The sequence below is a fragment of the Pseudoalteromonas sp. THAF3 genome (genome assembly GCF_009363775.1).
GTDB lineage: Bacteria > Pseudomonadota > Gammaproteobacteria > Enterobacterales > Alteromonadaceae > Pseudoalteromonas > Pseudoalteromonas ruthenica.
The window spans coordinates 106,168-122,745 of record NZ_CP045418.1; the positions used below are offsets into that span (position 1 = coordinate 106,168).

The window sequence follows — 16,578 nt, forward strand, 5'->3', positions numbered from 1 at the left end:
TGATAATCTTTCACGCTATAGGTATGATAGGCAAATACACAGACAATGAGAGATTAAAGAATGTCTAGCGCAGCAAATAAAATTGCCATCATGTTAGAAATGCAGCATGCCATGAATACCAAAGTTCACGAGCAATGGTTTGAGCAAGGGTTTGAGTGGTATCGGGCTATTTGGGTCGAGTGTGCGGAAATGCTGGACCACTATGGCTGGAAATGGTGGAAAAAACAAACTCCGGATACAGAGCAAGTGATTTTGGAGCTGGTGGATATCTTCCACTTCGGCTTGAGTCTGCGCATTGACGGCCATACCTCGTTTGCTGAGTTGGCGGCGCAAATTGAGCAGGAAATGCAAAGCCCTATTCAAGGAGCTGATTTTAAAGTCTCGTTGGAGACGTTAGCAGCCAGCGCGGTAGCTGATAAAGCTTTTAATGCTGCTGCTTTTGCCGGCTGTATGCAGCAAATTGGAATGAATATCGATGATCTTTATCGTGGTTACGTTGGCAAGAACACCTTAAACTTCTTCCGCCAAGACCATGGGTATAAAGATGGAACCTATATTAAGGTGTGGCATGGCCAAGAGGACAATGAGCATTTGGTCGCCGTGGTAAAAAGTCTGGACACTGATAACCCAGACTTTGCCAAGCTCGTTTATCAAGGCTTGCAGCAGCGCTACCCCAGTTAGGCAGGCAAAATGTCACGATAATCGGTGACATTTTCATATCCGGCAAGCGGCTTGTGTGGCTGCTTGCTGTCGGGGTTAGCCACTGCTAGCAAATGATTGATCCCAAAACGCTTCGCCGCATCGAGTACCGCTGCGCTATCGTCGACGAACAACGTCCGCTTTTTATCAAAGCCTAAGTCGTTTTGCACTTGCTGCCACAGCGATTGGTGCTCTTTACTAACGCCGTAATCATGGGTAGAAACGAGCTTATCAAGATAGCGGTCCAGCTCAGTGCGTTCTACTTTTAAGCTCAAACTATCTCTATGCGCATTGGTGAGCAAAATAAGCTCTTTGCCTGAGTTTTTTAATGCCTGTAAAAACACCTTGGCATCGTCACGAATACTAATCAGGTGCTGAATTTCACGCTTTAACGTCATAATGGGCAACTGTAATTGTTGTTGCCAATAATCTAAGCAATACCATTGTATTTGTCCTTGTACTGCTTCATAGCGGGCCGCCATTTGCTCTCTGGCTTGTTGCAGCGGAATTTGTTGCTGTTTAGCGAGTTGGTGGGGGATGACTTCGAGCCAAAAATGGTTGTCAAAATGCAAGTCTAATAAAGTGCCATCCATGTCGAGTAATACGGTGTCGATATTGGACCAATTTGGCATGGGCTTTTCCTACTAAAACAATTATCATGGATTTATGTTGATAATAACAAAGTCGCGGCTATGACACAGAAAAAGCATCCAACGCCTCCAGAAATACTTGATAATAACGTGGTGGCAAAAAGTAGATTATTTACTGTTGAAGCCCTAGAGCTGCGCTTCTCCAATGGCGAGCAACGTCAGTATGAACGTATTCGAGGCGGAGGCCGTGGTGCGGTCATGATCGTTCCGGTTAACGAACACGATGAACTTATATTGGTGCGTGAGTACTGTGCCGGCACCAATGATTATCAGCTGGGGTTCCCAAAAGGCTTGATCGATCCGGGGGAAACGCCGTTTCAAGCTGCTAACCGAGAGCTGCAAGAGGAAGTGGGTTTAGGCGCTCATGAGCTTAACGAGATGAAAAAAGTGTCGCTCGCGCCTAGCTACTTTAATGCTCATATGCACATTATCACCGCCCGTGACCTTTACCACCAAACGTTGGCTGGTGATGAACCAGAGCCATTAGAGGTAGTGTATTGGCCAATGGCGCAATGGCAAGCTTTGCTTGGCGAGCCGGACTTTACCGAAGCACGAAGTGTGGCAGCTTTGCTATTATTAATACAGGCATCTAATTAAGCCACGAGGTTCAGCAGTAAAAAAGGGGGTCGTGTTGCAAGATTTTCTAGCTCCATGCATTGAGTTGGCCGAGCAAGCAGGTTTGGCCATTATGGCTATTTATCGCCAGAATGATATTGGAGAGCAGGTAAAACAAGATCACACCCCAGTGACCAAAGCAGACATTGCAGCGAATGATGTGCTTATGGCTGGGCTCGAGAAAATGGCGCCTGACATCCCGATTATGTCTGAAGAGACGCCCATTCCCAGTTTAGAAAAACGGCAGCACTGGCAGCGCTATTGGCTGCTGGACCCAATGGATGGCACCGGAGAGTTTATTCTCGAAAGCGGTGACTTTGCCGTCAACATTGCACTAATTGAAAACAATCGACCGGTGCTCGGCGTGATTCATTGGCCGGCGAAAAACACCACCTACTTCGCAACTTATCAACAAGGGGCGTATAAGAAAACGCCCCAAGGGGTTGAGCGCATCAGTGTCGCCCAACCGGCAAACCTTACTTTAGCGGTTAGCCGCAGGCAAAAGCTAGAGGCCGTTAGTCAGTACTTAAATGCCACCTTCGACACTGTGCCGTTAGGGTCATGCTCACTCAAGGCCTGTATTATCGCTGAGGGGAAAGCCGATTGCTTTATGCGTATAGGTCCAACCGGTGAATGGGACACCGGCGCTTCGCAGGTGATTGTCGAAGAAGCGGGCGGGTGTATTACCGATGCGGAATTTAATCCACTCACTTATAACCAGCGTGAATCAACAGAAAATCCCGACTTTATTGTAATGGGGCATCCCGATTGGGAGTGGCAAAAAATGATTAGCCCTCATCAGCGCTCTCATCATAATTAGTCTTCGATGGTGGAAAAACCAGCAGCTGATATGGTTTCAGTGTAATTAAACTTGCATTTAAATTTTGTTGCTATATTATGGCGCTCTCGTTGGCGAAGGGGCTTCCCTAGACCCAACAATGTGGACGCGGGATGGAGCAGTCTGGTAGCTCGTCGGGCTCATAACCCGAAGGTCGTCGGTTCAAATCCGGCTCCCGCAACCAACTTCTAAAAGTTGCGAGCGTCCATAGATAATTGGCGCGGGATGGAGCAGTCTGGTAGCTCGTCGGGCTCATAACCCGAAGGTCGTCGGTTCAAATCCGGCTCCCGCAACCAACTTTTATCGCCAGTTATCACCTTATATTGACGCGGGATGGAGCAGTCTGGTAGCTCGTCGGGCTCATAACCCGAAGGTCGTCGGTTCAAATCCGGCTCCCGCAACCAATTCTTAGAGAAATCTCTAGTTATATTCTATTTTTAAGTTCAAAATCCATTCGACCTGCGGTCGTCGCCACGGCGTGTCGCGCTCACATCCGGCTCCCGCAACCAATTCTTAGAAAAATCTCTTGTTATATTCTATTTTTAAGTTAAAAATTCACTCGACTTACGGTCGCCACCACGGCGTGTCGCGTTCATACTCAAGCCTTTCAATGAATTACCCTGCGTTGTTTTAAATAAAACGCTATACCCCTTTTGACACTCTGTTGTCTTGCTACTGTGGCGTTTTATCAGCGTGAAATCATGTCTTTTTAGCTCCGGCAAAGCCGCATCCTACCTTGGCTCAAACGATTTTATTGGCGACCCCAAGATTTTCCTAATTTGATTGCATTTTAAGCGGTTTCTATGATGATGTTCGCCACAAGAGGTGATATACTCCCGCCGAATAATTTTTCGACCAATAGAGTAAAGCAATGGCAGATTTATCAAAATACAGAAATATTGGTATTTTCGCGCACGTAGATGCGGGTAAAACGACCACGACAGAGCGTATTCTGAAGCTCACCGGTAAAATTCACAAGACCGGTGAAGTACATGACGGCGAATCAACGACCGACTTCATGGACCAAGAAGCTGAGCGTGGTATTACAATCCAATCAGCAGCTGTAACATGTGAGTGGAAAGGTCACCGTTTAAACGTAATCGATACTCCTGGACACGTTGACTTCACAGTAGAAGTATATCGTTCACTTAAAGTACTTGACGGTGGTATCGGTGTATTCTGTGGTTCTGGTGGTGTTGAGCCGCAGTCAGAAACTAACTGGCGTTATGCGAACGAATCAGAAGTAGCACGTTGTATCTTCGTAAACAAACTAGACCGTATGGGTGCCGACTTCTACCGCGTTGTAGAGCAAGTGAAAAAAGTACTTGGCGCAAACCCACTAGTGATGACTCTTCCTATCGGTATCGAAGACCAGTTCTCTGGTGTTGTTGATGTACTTGAGAAGAAAGCATACGTTTGGGATGACACAGGTCTTCCTGAAAACTACGAAGTACAAGACGTTCCAGCTGACATGGTAGACAAAGTAAATGAGTATCACGAGATGCTTGTTGAAACTGCCGTTGAGCAAGACGACGATCTAATGGAAGCATACATGGAAGGTGAAGAGCCTTCTTTAGAGCAAATCAAAGCGTGTATCCGTAAAGGTACTCGTGATCTTGCGTTCTTCCCAACTTACTGTGGTTCAGCGTTCAAGAACAAAGGTATGCAGCTAGTGCTAGACGCTGTAGTTGATTACCTACCTTCACCAACAGAAGTAGATCCGCAGCCACTAACTGACAAAGACACTGGTGAGCCTACTGGTGAAGTTGCAACTGTATCTGCAGATGAGCCACTTAAAGCGCTTGCGTTCAAAATCATGGACGACCGTTTTGGTGCACTTACCTTCATCCGTATCTACTCGGGTCGCATGAAAAAAGGTGACACAGTACTTAACTCAGCAACAGGTAAAACTGAGCGTATCGGCCGTATGGTTGAGATGCAAGCTGACGAGCGTAACGAACTTACCGAAGCGCAGGCGGGTGACATCATCGCTGTTGTTGGTATGAAGAACGTGCAAACTGGTCACACATTATGTGATCCTAAGCACGAATGTACGCTTGAAGCGATGATCTTCCCTGATCCAGTAATCTCAATCGCTGTTGCACCTAAAGATAAAGGTGGTACAGAGAAAATGGGTATCGCAATCGGTAAAATGGTTGCAGAAGATCCATCTTTCCAAGTTGAGACTGATGAAGATTCAGGTGAAACCATCCTTAAAGGTATGGGTGAACTACACCTTGATATCAAAGTTGATATCCTTAAGCGTACTTACGGCGTAGACCTTATTGTTGGTCAGCCTCAGGTTGCTTACCGTGAAACTATCACCAAAGAAATCGAAGATAGCTACACGCATAAGAAGCAATCAGGTGGTTCTGGTCAATTCGGTAAGATCGATTACCGTATCAAGCCAGGTGAAGTAGGTTCAGGCTACAAGTTCAGCTCAAGCGTTGTTGGTGGTAACGTTCCTAAGGAATTCTGGCCAGCAGTTGAGAAAGGCTTCGCATCTATGATGGAAGAAGGTGTTCTTGCCGGCTTCCCAGTACTAGACGTTGAAGTTGAACTATTTGACGGTGCTTTCCACGCAGTTGACTCATCAGCTATCGCGTTCGAAATCGCTGCAAAAGGCGCATTCCGTCAGTCTATCCCTAAAGCGGGTGCACAACTTCTTGAGCCAATCATGAAAGTTGACGTATTCACTCCTGAAGACAACGTGGGTGACGTAATCGGTGACCTTAACCGTCGTCGTGGTATGATCAAAGACCAAGAAGCGGGCGGCATGGGCGTACGCATCAAGGGTGAAGTACCACTATCTGAGATGTTCGGTTATATCGGCCACCTACGTACTATTACTTCTGGTCGTGGTCAGTTCTCTATGGAGTTCTCACACTACGCACCTTGTCCGCAAAACGTTGCTGACGAAGTAATCGCTGCAGAAAAAGCGAAAAAAGAAGCGAAGTAATAGTCGCCTCTTCTAAGAAAAACCCAGGCTAGTGCCTGGGTTTTTTTATGCCTATTCCTCTGCTCCCGTATTCGCTGTCATATATTCATCATCTGTCCGTCAATAAATGGTTATATTTTAGAAACATTCGTTCCCTACAGTAACGACGCCAGTACAACCCTTGCTGGTACATATTTGTGGTTAAGAACAGCTTCTTAACAGCGCTAAATAATAAAACTCACGGGAACAAAAAATGAAAGTATCAAAGTTAGCCTTGGCGATGGCGGCAGCCTCGGCCATCTCCTCGCTGGTGTGCACACCAGTGCAGGCCGGAGTCTTGCCTGACGTTCAGACCAATAGTCAGTGGTATCAAACAGATAAGAATAAGCTCAACGAGAAGCAGCAATTGGCCAATCAGCAAAAACTGACTAAGGCCAAAAATGTGATTCTGTTTGTTGGCGATGGTATGGGGGTGTCAACACTCACAGCAGCTCGTATTCTACAGGGCCAAAATAACGGCAAAATGGGTGAAGAAGGTTACCTTAGCTTCGAGAAGTTTCCTTACTCGGCTCAGGTAAAAACCTATAATGTTGATGCACAAACCCCAGACTCAGCAGGCACCATGACCGCCATGGCGTCAGGGGTTAAAACTGATGTGGGTGTGATTGGTGTAGATGAAGATATCGAGCGCGGAAATTGTGCCACGGTAGCTGGTAATGAACTGATTACTGCTCTGGAGCTTGCAGAAATTCGAGGTTTAAGTACTGGTATCGTCAGCACCGCCCGTATTACCCACGCCACTCCTGCAGCAACCTATGCCAAATCAGCAGATCGTAACTGGGAAGACGTGTCAGACATGCCTGCGCAGGCAGTTGCGCAAGGGTGTGAGGATATCGCTACGCAATTGGTTAACTTTGAACAAAACCTTGAAGCGCGCTTTGCTGGTACTGACGTGGATGGTATAGAAGTGGTTATGGGCGGTGGCCGTCGTCACTTCCTACCGAAAGACGAAACGTATAACACTCTTGATGCCCGCAGCGCTATCGAAGGAGACCGCACCGATGGTCGTGACCTGACTCAGGAATGGCAACAAAAGTATGCCGATGGTGTCTACGTATGGGACCGTGCTGGCTTTGATGCTATAGCCGATGACGCTCAGCGGGTGTTTGGACTGTTCAATGAATCTCATATGCAATATGAAGCAGACCGAGGCAATGATCTTGCTGGTGAGCCTTCCCTATCGGAAATGACCGCTAAAGCAATATCTGTGCTTGATAATAACGATACAGGCTTTTTCCTCACGGTTGAGTCCGGGCGTATTGACCACGCTCACCACGCGGGTAATGCATACAATGCGCTGAACGATACAATCGAACTGGCTAATGCCGTGCAGTATGCCATCGAGAACACAAACCCCGAAGAAACATTGATTTTGGTGACGGCGGATCACAGCCACGTCTTTACCATTGCCGGTTACCCTAAACGTGGTAACCCTATTCTAGGTCAGGTAGTGGCGGTAGGGCAGCAGCAGCCGACGCTTGCAGCAGATGGTAAGCCTTACACCACGCTCGGCTATGCCAATGGCTTGGGCTTTCGCGACTTAGGCATGGAAACTAACGCTGATGCCAGCTACAGCGATGCGCCGCAAACCGGGCGTCAAAATCTGGCGGGTATCGATACCACCACCCCAGGTTTTCACCAAGAAGCAACCATTCCACTTAGCTCAGAGACACACGCAGGCGAAGATATTTCCCTTCATGCTATGGGTCCCAGCGCGCATCTAGCGCAGGGAGTGATTGAACAAAGCATGGTGTTCCACATTATCGACTCAGCCCTTGAGCTCACTAAGTAAGCAGGTATAACAATGAACAAGCTAAATATTCTTTCTCTTGCCGTGGTTGCGGCACTGGCGGGTTGCTCTGACGATGATGGCGCGCCGACTCTAACTGTTAACACCGACATAGCTGTGGGTGATAGTCAATGTATTAATGGTGGTGTCTACACTCAAGTGGGTGCCGATGACAATGGCAATGGCGAGCTTGATGGCGATGAAGTTGCAGCGCAAACGACCAATTGTAACCCGATTAAAACCACATTAGACGACGATGAGTTGGCTAACCTAACGGGCAACGCTTGGTTTAGCGATGCTCAGGATAAAGTCGCGCAGGCACAACAACGTGCCGAGCAGCTAAGCAGCAGTAATCAAAAAGCGAAAAACGTGATTCTGTTCGTAGGTGATGGGATGGGCATCTCCACGGTCACAGCTGCACGTATTTTAGCTGGGCAACTACAAGGAAAAATGGGTGAGGAGCACCAGCTGAGCTTTGAAACCATGCCCTATTCTGGCTTTGCTAAAACCTATAATGTTGATGCGCAAACTCCTGACTCAGCTGGCACGATGACCGCGATGGCGACAGGCGTTAAAACCGATGTGGGTGTGATTGGCGTGGCTGAAGGGATTGCCCGTGGTGATTGTGCATCGGTGTCCGGCAATGAGTTAGTAACCGCCTTAGAGCTGGCAGAAATCGCAGGTAAATCAACAGGAATTGTGTCAACCGCGCGGATCACTCACGCCACACCGGCTGCCACCTATGCCAAGTCGGCCGACCGTAACTGGGAAGACATCTCCGATATGCCTGCTGATGCGGTCGCTGCTGGGTGCGAAGACATTGCCTCGCAATTAGTTAACTTTGAGCCCAATCTGGAAGCGCGATTCGACGTCGATATTGATGGTATTGAAGTGGTAATGGGCGGTGGTCGTCGTCACTTCCTGCCAAAAGATGCCGCATTTAATAGCAATGATGCGCAAAGCAGCACCGAGGGTGACCGCACCGATGGTCGTGACTTAACGGCGCAATGGCAAGCGGCTTACCCCAATGGCACCTATGTGATGGATCAAGCGGGCTTTGATGCTATCGATCCTGCCAGCACTGAACGCATCTTTGCGCTATTTAACGAATCGCATATGCAGTATGAGCAAGACCGAAGCAATGATATCGCCGGTGAGCCGTCGCTGGCGGCGATGACGGAAAAAGCCATTGATGTTCTTGATAATAACGACGAGGGCTTCTTTCTGACTGTAGAGGCGGGTCGTATCGATCATGCTCACCATGCAGGTAATGCCTATAATGCGCTTCACGACACGGTGGAGTTGGCCGAGGCGGTGCAAGCCGCGATGGAAAAGACCAACACGGATGAGACCCTGATCATCGTAACCGCAGATCATAGCCATGTATTTACCATTGCTGGCTACCCTAAACGAGGTAACCCCATTTTAGGTAAAGTGGTTGCCGTTGGCAGCGACGAGCCTACCTTGGCAGCCGATGGTATGCCTTACACCACTTTGGGCTACACCAATGGCAACGGCTTTAAGAACCTTGGCGCACAGACCAACGCTGATGCTGGCTACAACGGTGAGATTGTCACTGGTCGTGTGGATTTGAGCACCATTGACACCACCACAGCTGGATTCCACCAAGAAGCGCTGGTGCCACTTAGCTCAGAAACTCATGCGGGTGAAGATGTGGGTGTGTATGCCCAGGGTCCTGGAGCCCACCTAGTGACCGGAACTAATGAGCAAAACTATATCTTCCACGTGATTAATCACGCTGCAGATTTAGTGAGTAAAGCAGAAGCCAAGCTAGGTAATTAATCACCTAAGGTCGAGGGCATAGGTTGCTATGTCCTTGGCCCTAAGTGGAGGATAAAATGATGAAGTATGTCAAATTAGCCACGTTGGCAGTCGCCATGTGTAGTGCCAGTGTGTATGCGCAACAGCAATGCCAAGCGAATGCGCAGGTGTTAAAAGCCAATTATATACAGCAGCAAGGCGTTCAAGAAGAGCAGCTATTTTCGCTTTGGCGGCTGCATGATCAGGTAGCGCATCAGGCTAACAGCCAGGGGGTCGTTGAGCTCTGGCAACGCCTATCTAATCAGCAAGTGCGGCCTATTCGTTATTTTGAGCACTACCAAAGAGGCATTGAGTACCAACCTGGTGAGCTAAAAGAAGGCGGGCAACCAGTCAGTTGGTCACAAAAGTATCAGTTAGTGCACAGTGACCTACTTTCACAATCGCCATCACGTACGCAAGGTGAGGGCTGCGGCCAAGAGCAGCACTTCGAACGCCAGCAAAATGGCTATAAAATGACCCTGGTGTGGCTGCCAGCATTGCAGCTGGTCAAGCAGCTTGTGGTGGCACGTGAAGACGCTGACCATCAAGACAGGTGGCAACAAATAAGCAGACTAACGTTGCAAAGTTACCAGCTTAACCCGCAACAAGTGCAGCAACAATTTGCTCATTGGGACCGTTATCAAACTACGGACTATGCCGATGTGGGCGATAATGAACATGATCCATTTTTGGCGAAAATGATAAACCAGGGCTTTATTGAGCACGGTGCATCAGGGTTTTATCACAGTGATGGCCAAGCTATGTCAGGCGGCCACCACCATTGATCATGTAGATATTTAGGATAATTTGTCGCGACCAACCAAGCAGTGCCTATAATAAAATGATTTGTGGTGTGCTGGAGAGAGCATGAGTCGCGGCTGCCTATTTCTTGCCTTGTTGTTTCTAATTTCACCTTGCCAAGCCGAGCGGGTGGTTATTGCTGCTGAAGACGCATGGACTCCGTATGCTAATGCCGATGGTACGGGCATGGCGAATGATATAATCACGGCCGCTTTTGCAGCGGTAGACGTGTCAGTCGACTACCATATTTACCCTTATGCGCGGGTGCTGCATTACCTCGATACCGGTGCCTATGTAGCGGGGTTCAATGTGCCTATCGATGCTATCAGTAAAGAAAAGTACTTACTCGGTAGTACACCTCTTTATAAGGCTTATTCTGCGTATTATCACAATACCCAACGGGCTCTGAAAATTACTAATCGTGCGCAGTTTAATGGCGAGTTAGTAGGTGTTGTCAGAGGGTATGGCTATGGCGACCAGTTTCTTGCTTTGGTGGCCGAACATAAAGTGGTGGCGGCGTATGCCAACTCCGATTTACCTAACATGCGAAGGCTGATGTTAGGGCGCTTAGACAGTGCGCTTATTTTCATTAAATCAGCAAATTATCTACGTCGTACCCAAGGGATTAGCGATAATATTCAAGTGGCATTTATTAATGAAGGAACCGATATCTTTCTTGCTTTTTCTCCCCATCACCCAGATGGCGAGCGGCTGCAAAAGTTATTTGAACAGGGGCTAAAAAAGATAATCGAGAATGGCGCTCGTGACGCCATTCTCGCTCGGTATTAAACCCTATTAGTCGGCTTTAACCGCACGGTAGCGTAACGTGACATTACCGTAGGGCAGAGGGCCAAGAATACGGGCTTTCCACTTTCCAGCAGCAGGGTTATCAAAGTGACATTGCTCTGCAGTCCCCCAGTTACGTGAGGCACAATCGGCACGGAAAATAGACGGGCGACGTTGGTGGCTAACGTACAGGTCAACTTGACCCCAGCCACCCACGAGCTCGATATCTAGCGTTTGGTAACCCTCTGGTAAGTCGATAGTAAAGTTGCGAGGCCAAAACCATCCACTAAGGCCAGTAAACTCGCCCACAAGCTCTTCGGGCTCAGATTGCTCGGCAGCAATGGCGACGATGACAGGGTCATGATCTGAGGCGCGGTATGCATGCTCGGCATACAAGCTGGCCTGCTGTGCCTGGGTTTTGTACTCTAAGTTGTAGTCTAACACCCGAGGCTCATCAGCATTAATATGCCAATCGGTAGCAGCGACCACTTTGTTCATAAGGCTGGGTGATGCCAAAGCGTGGTCTAAGCTGCCTAAGCGGCCTTGGAAGTTATATGAGTAACCCAACGTATTGCCTTCCAGCGTAGGAATGACATTGGCAAATCCGGCGTCGGCAAAGGTTTGTATGGGGTCTTCCTGCGCATAAGCATTCATATCACCGACAATGATCACATCGTCATCAGCCACACCAGTGGGTTGGCTCGCTAACCATGAAGCGAACTGCTCGGCACCGGCTACGCGCGTTGCGTTATAGCAGGCTTGACCATCATTTTGGTCTTGATCGAGCCCTTCGGCACGGCTACAGCCACCTTTGGATTTTAAGTGAGCGACAGCAACGGTTAACACTTCATCACTTTCAATATCACGGAAGCTCTGTGCGATCGCCGCGCGGTTACCATAGGATAAGGCGTCTTCATCATTGATGCTGGCTGTGCCAACTTCTTGTACGCGGTCGCTACGGTAAATGAGCGCGGTGGTAATGGCGTCGGTGCCAACCTCGGCTACGGCAAAATCAACGAAGGCATATTCGCCGTTATCGGTTGCATCGTTCAGTGCAGTGACTAACGAACTTAGAGCACTGAACTCGCCAAAGCCATCGTTTTCAATTTCCATTAAGCCAACAATGTCGGCATCCATGGCGGTGATGGCGGTAACGAGCTTTTGCTCTTGGCGAATAAATTCTTGCAAATCATCGGCGCCGCGAGAGGTAGGAAAGCCGCCTTGCTGGCCATCACCATTGAAGTAGTTTAAGACATTAAAGCTAGCGATTTTAATATCGCCCTGCTCATTGAGTACGGGTGCTTCAGTGCGAGGGTTGCTGGCAGTGAATTGTACAGCCGTGGTTGGATGTAAGCGGTAGCGATCAAAACCATAACCTAGTACCCCAGTGAGGCCTTCTATACTATCGCCTAAGCGCACGGTATTGTAGGCGTCCAGTCCAGCTCCAGGATAAGGAATCACTTCAGGGTTTTGCTGTGTTGAGCCATCATCAAGTAATAACTGTTTTAGCTGGTTTTGCGCTTCTAGCGCATTGGCGGCATCACCTGGTAGCGCCACTTGGGTGCCTTGATATAAGCGCTCTGTTGCTAGGCCAAGCTCTCCATAGCGTGCCAAATTATAGCTATCTATTACGTACATTGGCTGGGCGACACTGATGAGCATGCCTTCATAGGCTTCAAGCTCGTCGATATTGTCAACCGGTAGCGTGATTTCAGTGATATCAGCTTGTGCAGTACCACAACTCTTCAGCGCCGTCACATTCTTTAATTGTGTGGCGCCGTAGTATTCATCAACGGTGGCTTGAAGTCGTACACGGTCGCCGACATTAACGTCATCATCACTGTGATAAACAAAAATACCTTCAGAGGTGAGGGGATCATTATCAGCGTTGAGTGATGCTAAGAAAAAGCCATTAAGGGCGTCACTTTGTTGGTAATCAGCACTGACCACCGCTTCGACAATAACTTGTTCGCCTTGCAGGGGACTGGCCATGCCTGGCCCTTGGATTTCGCTAATGGTAGTGGCTGGATCAGCACATGTGAGCTCGGGGGTTGGCTCTGGATCAGGGTCGACTGGGCCGGAACCTCCTTGGTAGGTGCCCAGATCACTGAAATCGTCTTGCTCATAGCCAGTAAAGAAGTCGCTAGGGATATAGGCGGTGTCTAGGGTGGTGCGAGCACCGGTGCCATCAATACGGCGCAGGGTATTATTTTGCGTAGAGGTGAGCCCTTCACCCCATTGCGAACCTGGATCGAGGCCAACCTGACCAAGGCTATCAATGACGTCACCCTGTTTACGAAGCACAATGGCATCATCGCCGTTGAACCAACCACCGCCTGCAATTTGATCAGCGACTGCTAGAATTGCAGAATCTGCTGATTCATGTGCGGCAACAAAAACGCCTTCAGCTGCCAGTGAGCCTGAGAGATCGAGAGTATAACCAGCCGTAGTGCTGCCGTTAAAGTAAAACTCAATACTATATTGGCTTAAATCGACTGACTCTGAATTGGGGTTATAAAGCTCGATGGCTTTATTATTGCTACTGCCTTCGACATATTCTGATATTAAGATATCTGCTTGAGCGCTGAGCGATGCCAATGAGGCCGCCACCGCTAGAGCGATAGGTGTGACTGTGTTTTTCATTAGATAGCTTCCCGTGTATTGTTATTTATCCCTAAAGGGGGACATATTATGCCCCCAATAAGTTACACGAAAATTTCAAGTTGTTAACTTGTTAGCGCTTTTTATCAGAAAAAAGTTGGGTGTTAAGCTTAAGATTCGTTAAGCCACTGCGCCGCGCGTTTAGCAAAATAAGTGAGAATACCGTCAGCTCCTGCACGTTTGAAGGCAAGTAAAGACTCCATAACAATGGCTCTTTCTTCTAACCAGCCGTTTTCAATAGCAGCCATGTGCATGGCGTATTCACCACTGACTTGATAGGCGAAGGTAGGCACGGAAAACTCATCTTTAACGCGTCGAACAATATCTAGGTAGGGCATGCCTGGTTTCACCATGACCATATCAGCGCCTTCTTGTAAATCCAGCGCGACTTCTCTGAGAGCCTCATCGGAGTTTCCAGGATTCATTTGATAGGTCTTTTTATCAGCCCCTTTGAGGTTACCCGCTGAGCCGACCGCATCGCGAAATGGGCCATAATAGCTTGACGCATACTTGGCAGAATAAGCCATAATTTGGGTATTGATCAGGCCTTGCTCTTCTAGCGCCTCACGAATAGCGCCGATACGACCATCCATCATATCTGAGGGGGCAACGACATCGGCACCCGCTTGGGCGTGTGACAGCGCTTGTTTCACCAACACCTCGGTGGTGATGTCATTGATAACATAGCCTTGCTCGTCAATGATGCCGTCCTGACCATGCACGGTGAAGGGGTCCAAGGCAACATCGGTGATCACCCCGAGCTCAGGCAGTTCGCTCTTCAAAGCGCGCACCGTGCGTTGTGCTAACCCCTCTGGGTTATAGGCTTCTTCGGCATGCAGCGATTTCTTTTCACTGGGTGTGACTGGAAATAGGGCAATAGCGGGTACACCTAAAGCGACCAACTCTTTGGCTTCTTCAATCAATAAGTCGATGGACAAGCGCTCAACGCCAGGCATAGATTCAACCTGTTCGCGGCGGTTTTTGCCTTCCAAGACAAACACTGGATAAATTAAGTCATTAACGCTGAGCTCATGTTCTTGAGTTAAGCGTCTAGAGAAGTCATTTTTACGTAAACGACGCATACGCGTATAAGGAAACAGGTCGAGTCCTGATTGGGCCATAATGCTCTCCTAAGGCAAAGATTGTGAGCTAATTACTTGATTACGACCATGCGCTTTAGCATGGTATAGCGCCTCATCCGCCATATGGGTGATGTCGCCAGCGTGAGCGGTGGTTTCCCCGTAAGCGGTATGCACGCCAATACTAACAGTTAATGAAAATTGGTGCTCTGAGAATTCAACCTGTTGTTGACCTACCTCAGTGCATACTTCTTCGCCCAGCTTGAGGGCGCCCTCGTGCGTGGTATTGGGTAAAATAACGGCAAACTCTTCACCGCCGTAGCGGCACACATGGTCAAATGGGCGGCGTAAACAGGCTTTGATAGTTTGTGACACCAATTTAATAGCTGCATCGCCAGCGGGATGACCATAGCTATCGTTGACCTTTTTAAAGTGATCTATGTCTATCATTAGCAGGCTCAATGGAGCGTCATCCCGTTGTGAGCGCCGTAACTCATGCTCTAAACGCTTATCGAAAAAGCGGCGATTTTTGACACCCGTTAATGGGTCCTCGTTATTAATGCGCTCTAGCTCTGTGTTCTTTTCTTCTAATTCCCGTAGGGTAATTTGTAGCTCTATGGTGCGCTCTTCTACTTTATTTTCTAGTTCTTCTTTAGTTTGTTCCTCTAGTGCCAGCTGCTGAGCCAGTAATTGGTCTCGTGTTTGCTGCTCCGCCAGTGCTTGTTGCTGCGCGCGCATGCGTTCACTGTGCTGGCTTAACAAGTTGCGAATAACTACAAAACAGACAAGTAAGGCACTGCTCGCAGGGGGCAAGAAAAGCCACCAACTGGTTTTGTTAATCGGCAATGCGAAACCAAAATAGTTGAGACAAAAATAGCCCATCAGCGCGAGTAACATCAGATTGGCAATACTGAGTACCCATAACTGTTTTTGTTGCTTACGATACCCCTGCCAAGCACTATAGGCCGTGCCGAATAAACAAAATAAGGTACTCGCAACAACTACGATAGGGTCGGCAATAGCGGCAGGTAATAGGTTTGGAAGTAGGGCGATAGCCACAGTAATGAGCATGACTGTAATCACCGTTTTACGTTTGACTGGCGCTATCAGTGTTTGATTCAAAGCAACTAAGAGGCTTGGTGCAGCCATCAGTAGTAGGGGCAGCACCGCCGTTTGTAGCCAAGGTGTATCAGGGTGCAAATAGCGATAGCCATAGCCAAATATGTAAATACCTATCAGTGCCAAAGCACTAATGTATGCCGAGGCCAATAAAAAGCGGGCTTGTCGTGACAGAATAAAAAAGAATAAGGTGGTCAATATCAGCGTTGCCGCGAGGCCCATCACCGCCCCGAATAGGCTATTGAAGCTGCTTTTGTATTCAAAGTAGCTCTTCAGAGTATGCACCTGAACCGGCATTCTAAAGCCGTCACTGGCGATCACCTCGATGTAGACCCAGTGCTCCCCAGGGCTACGGGTATCAATATAAAAGGACAGTGATTCATCTTTAAAAAGTCGATCTGCACTATCAACTTGACTACCTATAGTACGCGTATTGATTAGCTTATTATCACGTAAATGAAACGCTTTGAGGCTGTCTATTAATGGGTTATCAATGGCAATAATATACACGCTGGGTGGGTGTTGGTGAGAGCTTAAATTCACCCGCAGCCAGCCATAACGCACTTTGTTGCCCAAGTTGATAAATGGCTTATTAAGGGGTTGCCAATGGGGTGAATTTTGCGCTGTTGCTAAGGAGTCTACTTCGGTATTGATACTCATGCTTGAGGCGAGCGCTGAGCACGACCACAGCAGCATCATCGCCCAAGCAAGCACACGCATAA

12 protein-coding genes and 3 tRNA genes are annotated in these 16,578 nt (G+C 48.3%); 11 read left to right on the plus strand and 4 right to left on the minus strand.

Annotated features, from left to right (window positions below; genetic code table 11):
* The first annotated feature begins 60 nt into the window (after window positions 1–60).
* A complete protein-coding gene (locus FIU82_RS00500; protein ID WP_045980253.1) occupies window positions 61–681 on the plus strand; it encodes a dUTP diphosphatase in 621 nt (206 codons plus the stop codon).
* Here FIU82_RS00500 and yrfG read toward each other — a convergent pair.
* Window positions 678–1,331, minus strand: a complete 654-nt coding sequence (gene yrfG, locus FIU82_RS00505; protein WP_138510072.1) for a GMP/IMP nucleotidase — start codon at window positions 1,329–1,331, stop codon at window positions 678–680. The two genes, FIU82_RS00500 and yrfG, sit on opposite strands and share 4 nt — an antisense overlap.
* 60 nt (window positions 1,332–1,391) lie before the next feature.
* Here yrfG and nudE point away from each other — a divergent pair, with 60 nt between their 5' ends.
* From nudE to FIU82_RS00555, 10 genes are all read left to right on the plus strand, one after another.
* Window positions 1,392–1,946 (plus strand): ADP compounds hydrolase NudE, encoded by a 555-nt coding sequence (nudE, locus tag FIU82_RS00510; protein ID WP_152440091.1) that lies wholly within the window; start codon window positions 1,392–1,394, stop codon window positions 1,944–1,946.
* Between the two features lie 34 nt (window positions 1,947–1,980).
* Window positions 1,981–2,784: a 3'(2'),5'-bisphosphate nucleotidase CysQ gene (gene cysQ / locus FIU82_RS00515; RefSeq protein ID WP_045980294.1), complete on the plus strand. Its 804-nt coding sequence runs from the start codon at window positions 1,981–1,983 to the stop codon at window positions 2,782–2,784.
* A gap of 125 nt (window positions 2,785–2,909) precedes the next feature.
* Window positions 2,910–2,986: transfer RNA gene (locus FIU82_RS00520), tRNA-Met, on the plus strand.
* 35 nt (window positions 2,987–3,021) lie between these two features.
* A tRNA-Met gene (locus FIU82_RS00525) sits at window positions 3,022–3,098 on the plus strand.
* Window positions 3,099–3,129: 31 nt separating this feature from the next.
* Window positions 3,130–3,206 (plus strand) — tRNA-Met (locus tag FIU82_RS00530).
* A 467-nt stretch (window positions 3,207–3,673) separates the two neighbouring features.
* Entirely contained in the window at window positions 3,674–5,761 is a 2,088-nt protein-coding gene (gene fusA, locus FIU82_RS00535) for an elongation factor G (protein ID WP_045980256.1), read from the plus strand.
* 232 nt (window positions 5,762–5,993) lie between these two features.
* Window positions 5,994–7,592, plus strand: coding sequence for an alkaline phosphatase (locus FIU82_RS00540; protein WP_138589119.1), 1,599 nt, complete (start codon window positions 5,994–5,996; stop codon window positions 7,590–7,592).
* 12 nt (window positions 7,593–7,604) lie between these two features.
* On the plus strand, window positions 7,605–9,392 hold the full coding sequence (locus tag FIU82_RS00545) for an alkaline phosphatase (RefSeq protein ID WP_022943895.1): 1,788 nt from the start codon (window positions 7,605–7,607) through the stop codon (window positions 9,390–9,392).
* Window positions 9,393–9,448: 56 nt separating this feature from the next.
* The gene (locus FIU82_RS00550) at window positions 9,449–10,195 is read left to right on the plus strand and encodes a hypothetical protein (RefSeq protein ID WP_138510082.1); all 747 of its coding nucleotides are present in this window, start codon (window positions 9,449–9,451) and stop codon (window positions 10,193–10,195) included.
* Window positions 10,196–10,277: 82 nt separating this feature from the next.
* The gene (locus FIU82_RS00555) at window positions 10,278–11,000 is read left to right on the plus strand and encodes an ABC transporter substrate-binding protein (RefSeq protein ID WP_152440092.1); all 723 of its coding nucleotides are present in this window, start codon (window positions 10,278–10,280) and stop codon (window positions 10,998–11,000) included.
* A 6-nt stretch (window positions 11,001–11,006) separates the two neighbouring features.
* Here the strand turns inward: FIU82_RS00555 and FIU82_RS00560 are convergent, their stop codons facing one another.
* The 3 genes from FIU82_RS00560 to FIU82_RS00570 all read right to left on the minus strand — a co-directional run bounded on the left by FIU82_RS00560 (window position 11,007) and on the right by FIU82_RS00570 (window position 16,576).
* Entirely contained in the window at window positions 11,007–13,640 is a 2,634-nt protein-coding gene (locus FIU82_RS00560; protein WP_152440093.1) for an ExeM/NucH family extracellular endonuclease, read from the minus strand.
* Between the two features lie 128 nt (window positions 13,641–13,768).
* A complete protein-coding gene (hemB, locus tag FIU82_RS00565; protein ID WP_022943899.1) occupies window positions 13,769–14,779 on the minus strand; it encodes a porphobilinogen synthase in 1,011 nt (336 codons plus the stop codon).
* Window positions 14,780–14,788: 9 nt separating this feature from the next.
* Complete coding sequence (locus FIU82_RS00570) at window positions 14,789–16,576, minus strand: sensor domain-containing diguanylate cyclase (RefSeq protein ID WP_152440094.1); 1,788 nt, start codon at window positions 16,574–16,576, stop codon at window positions 14,789–14,791.
* Window positions 16,577–16,578: the final 2 nt, after the last annotated feature.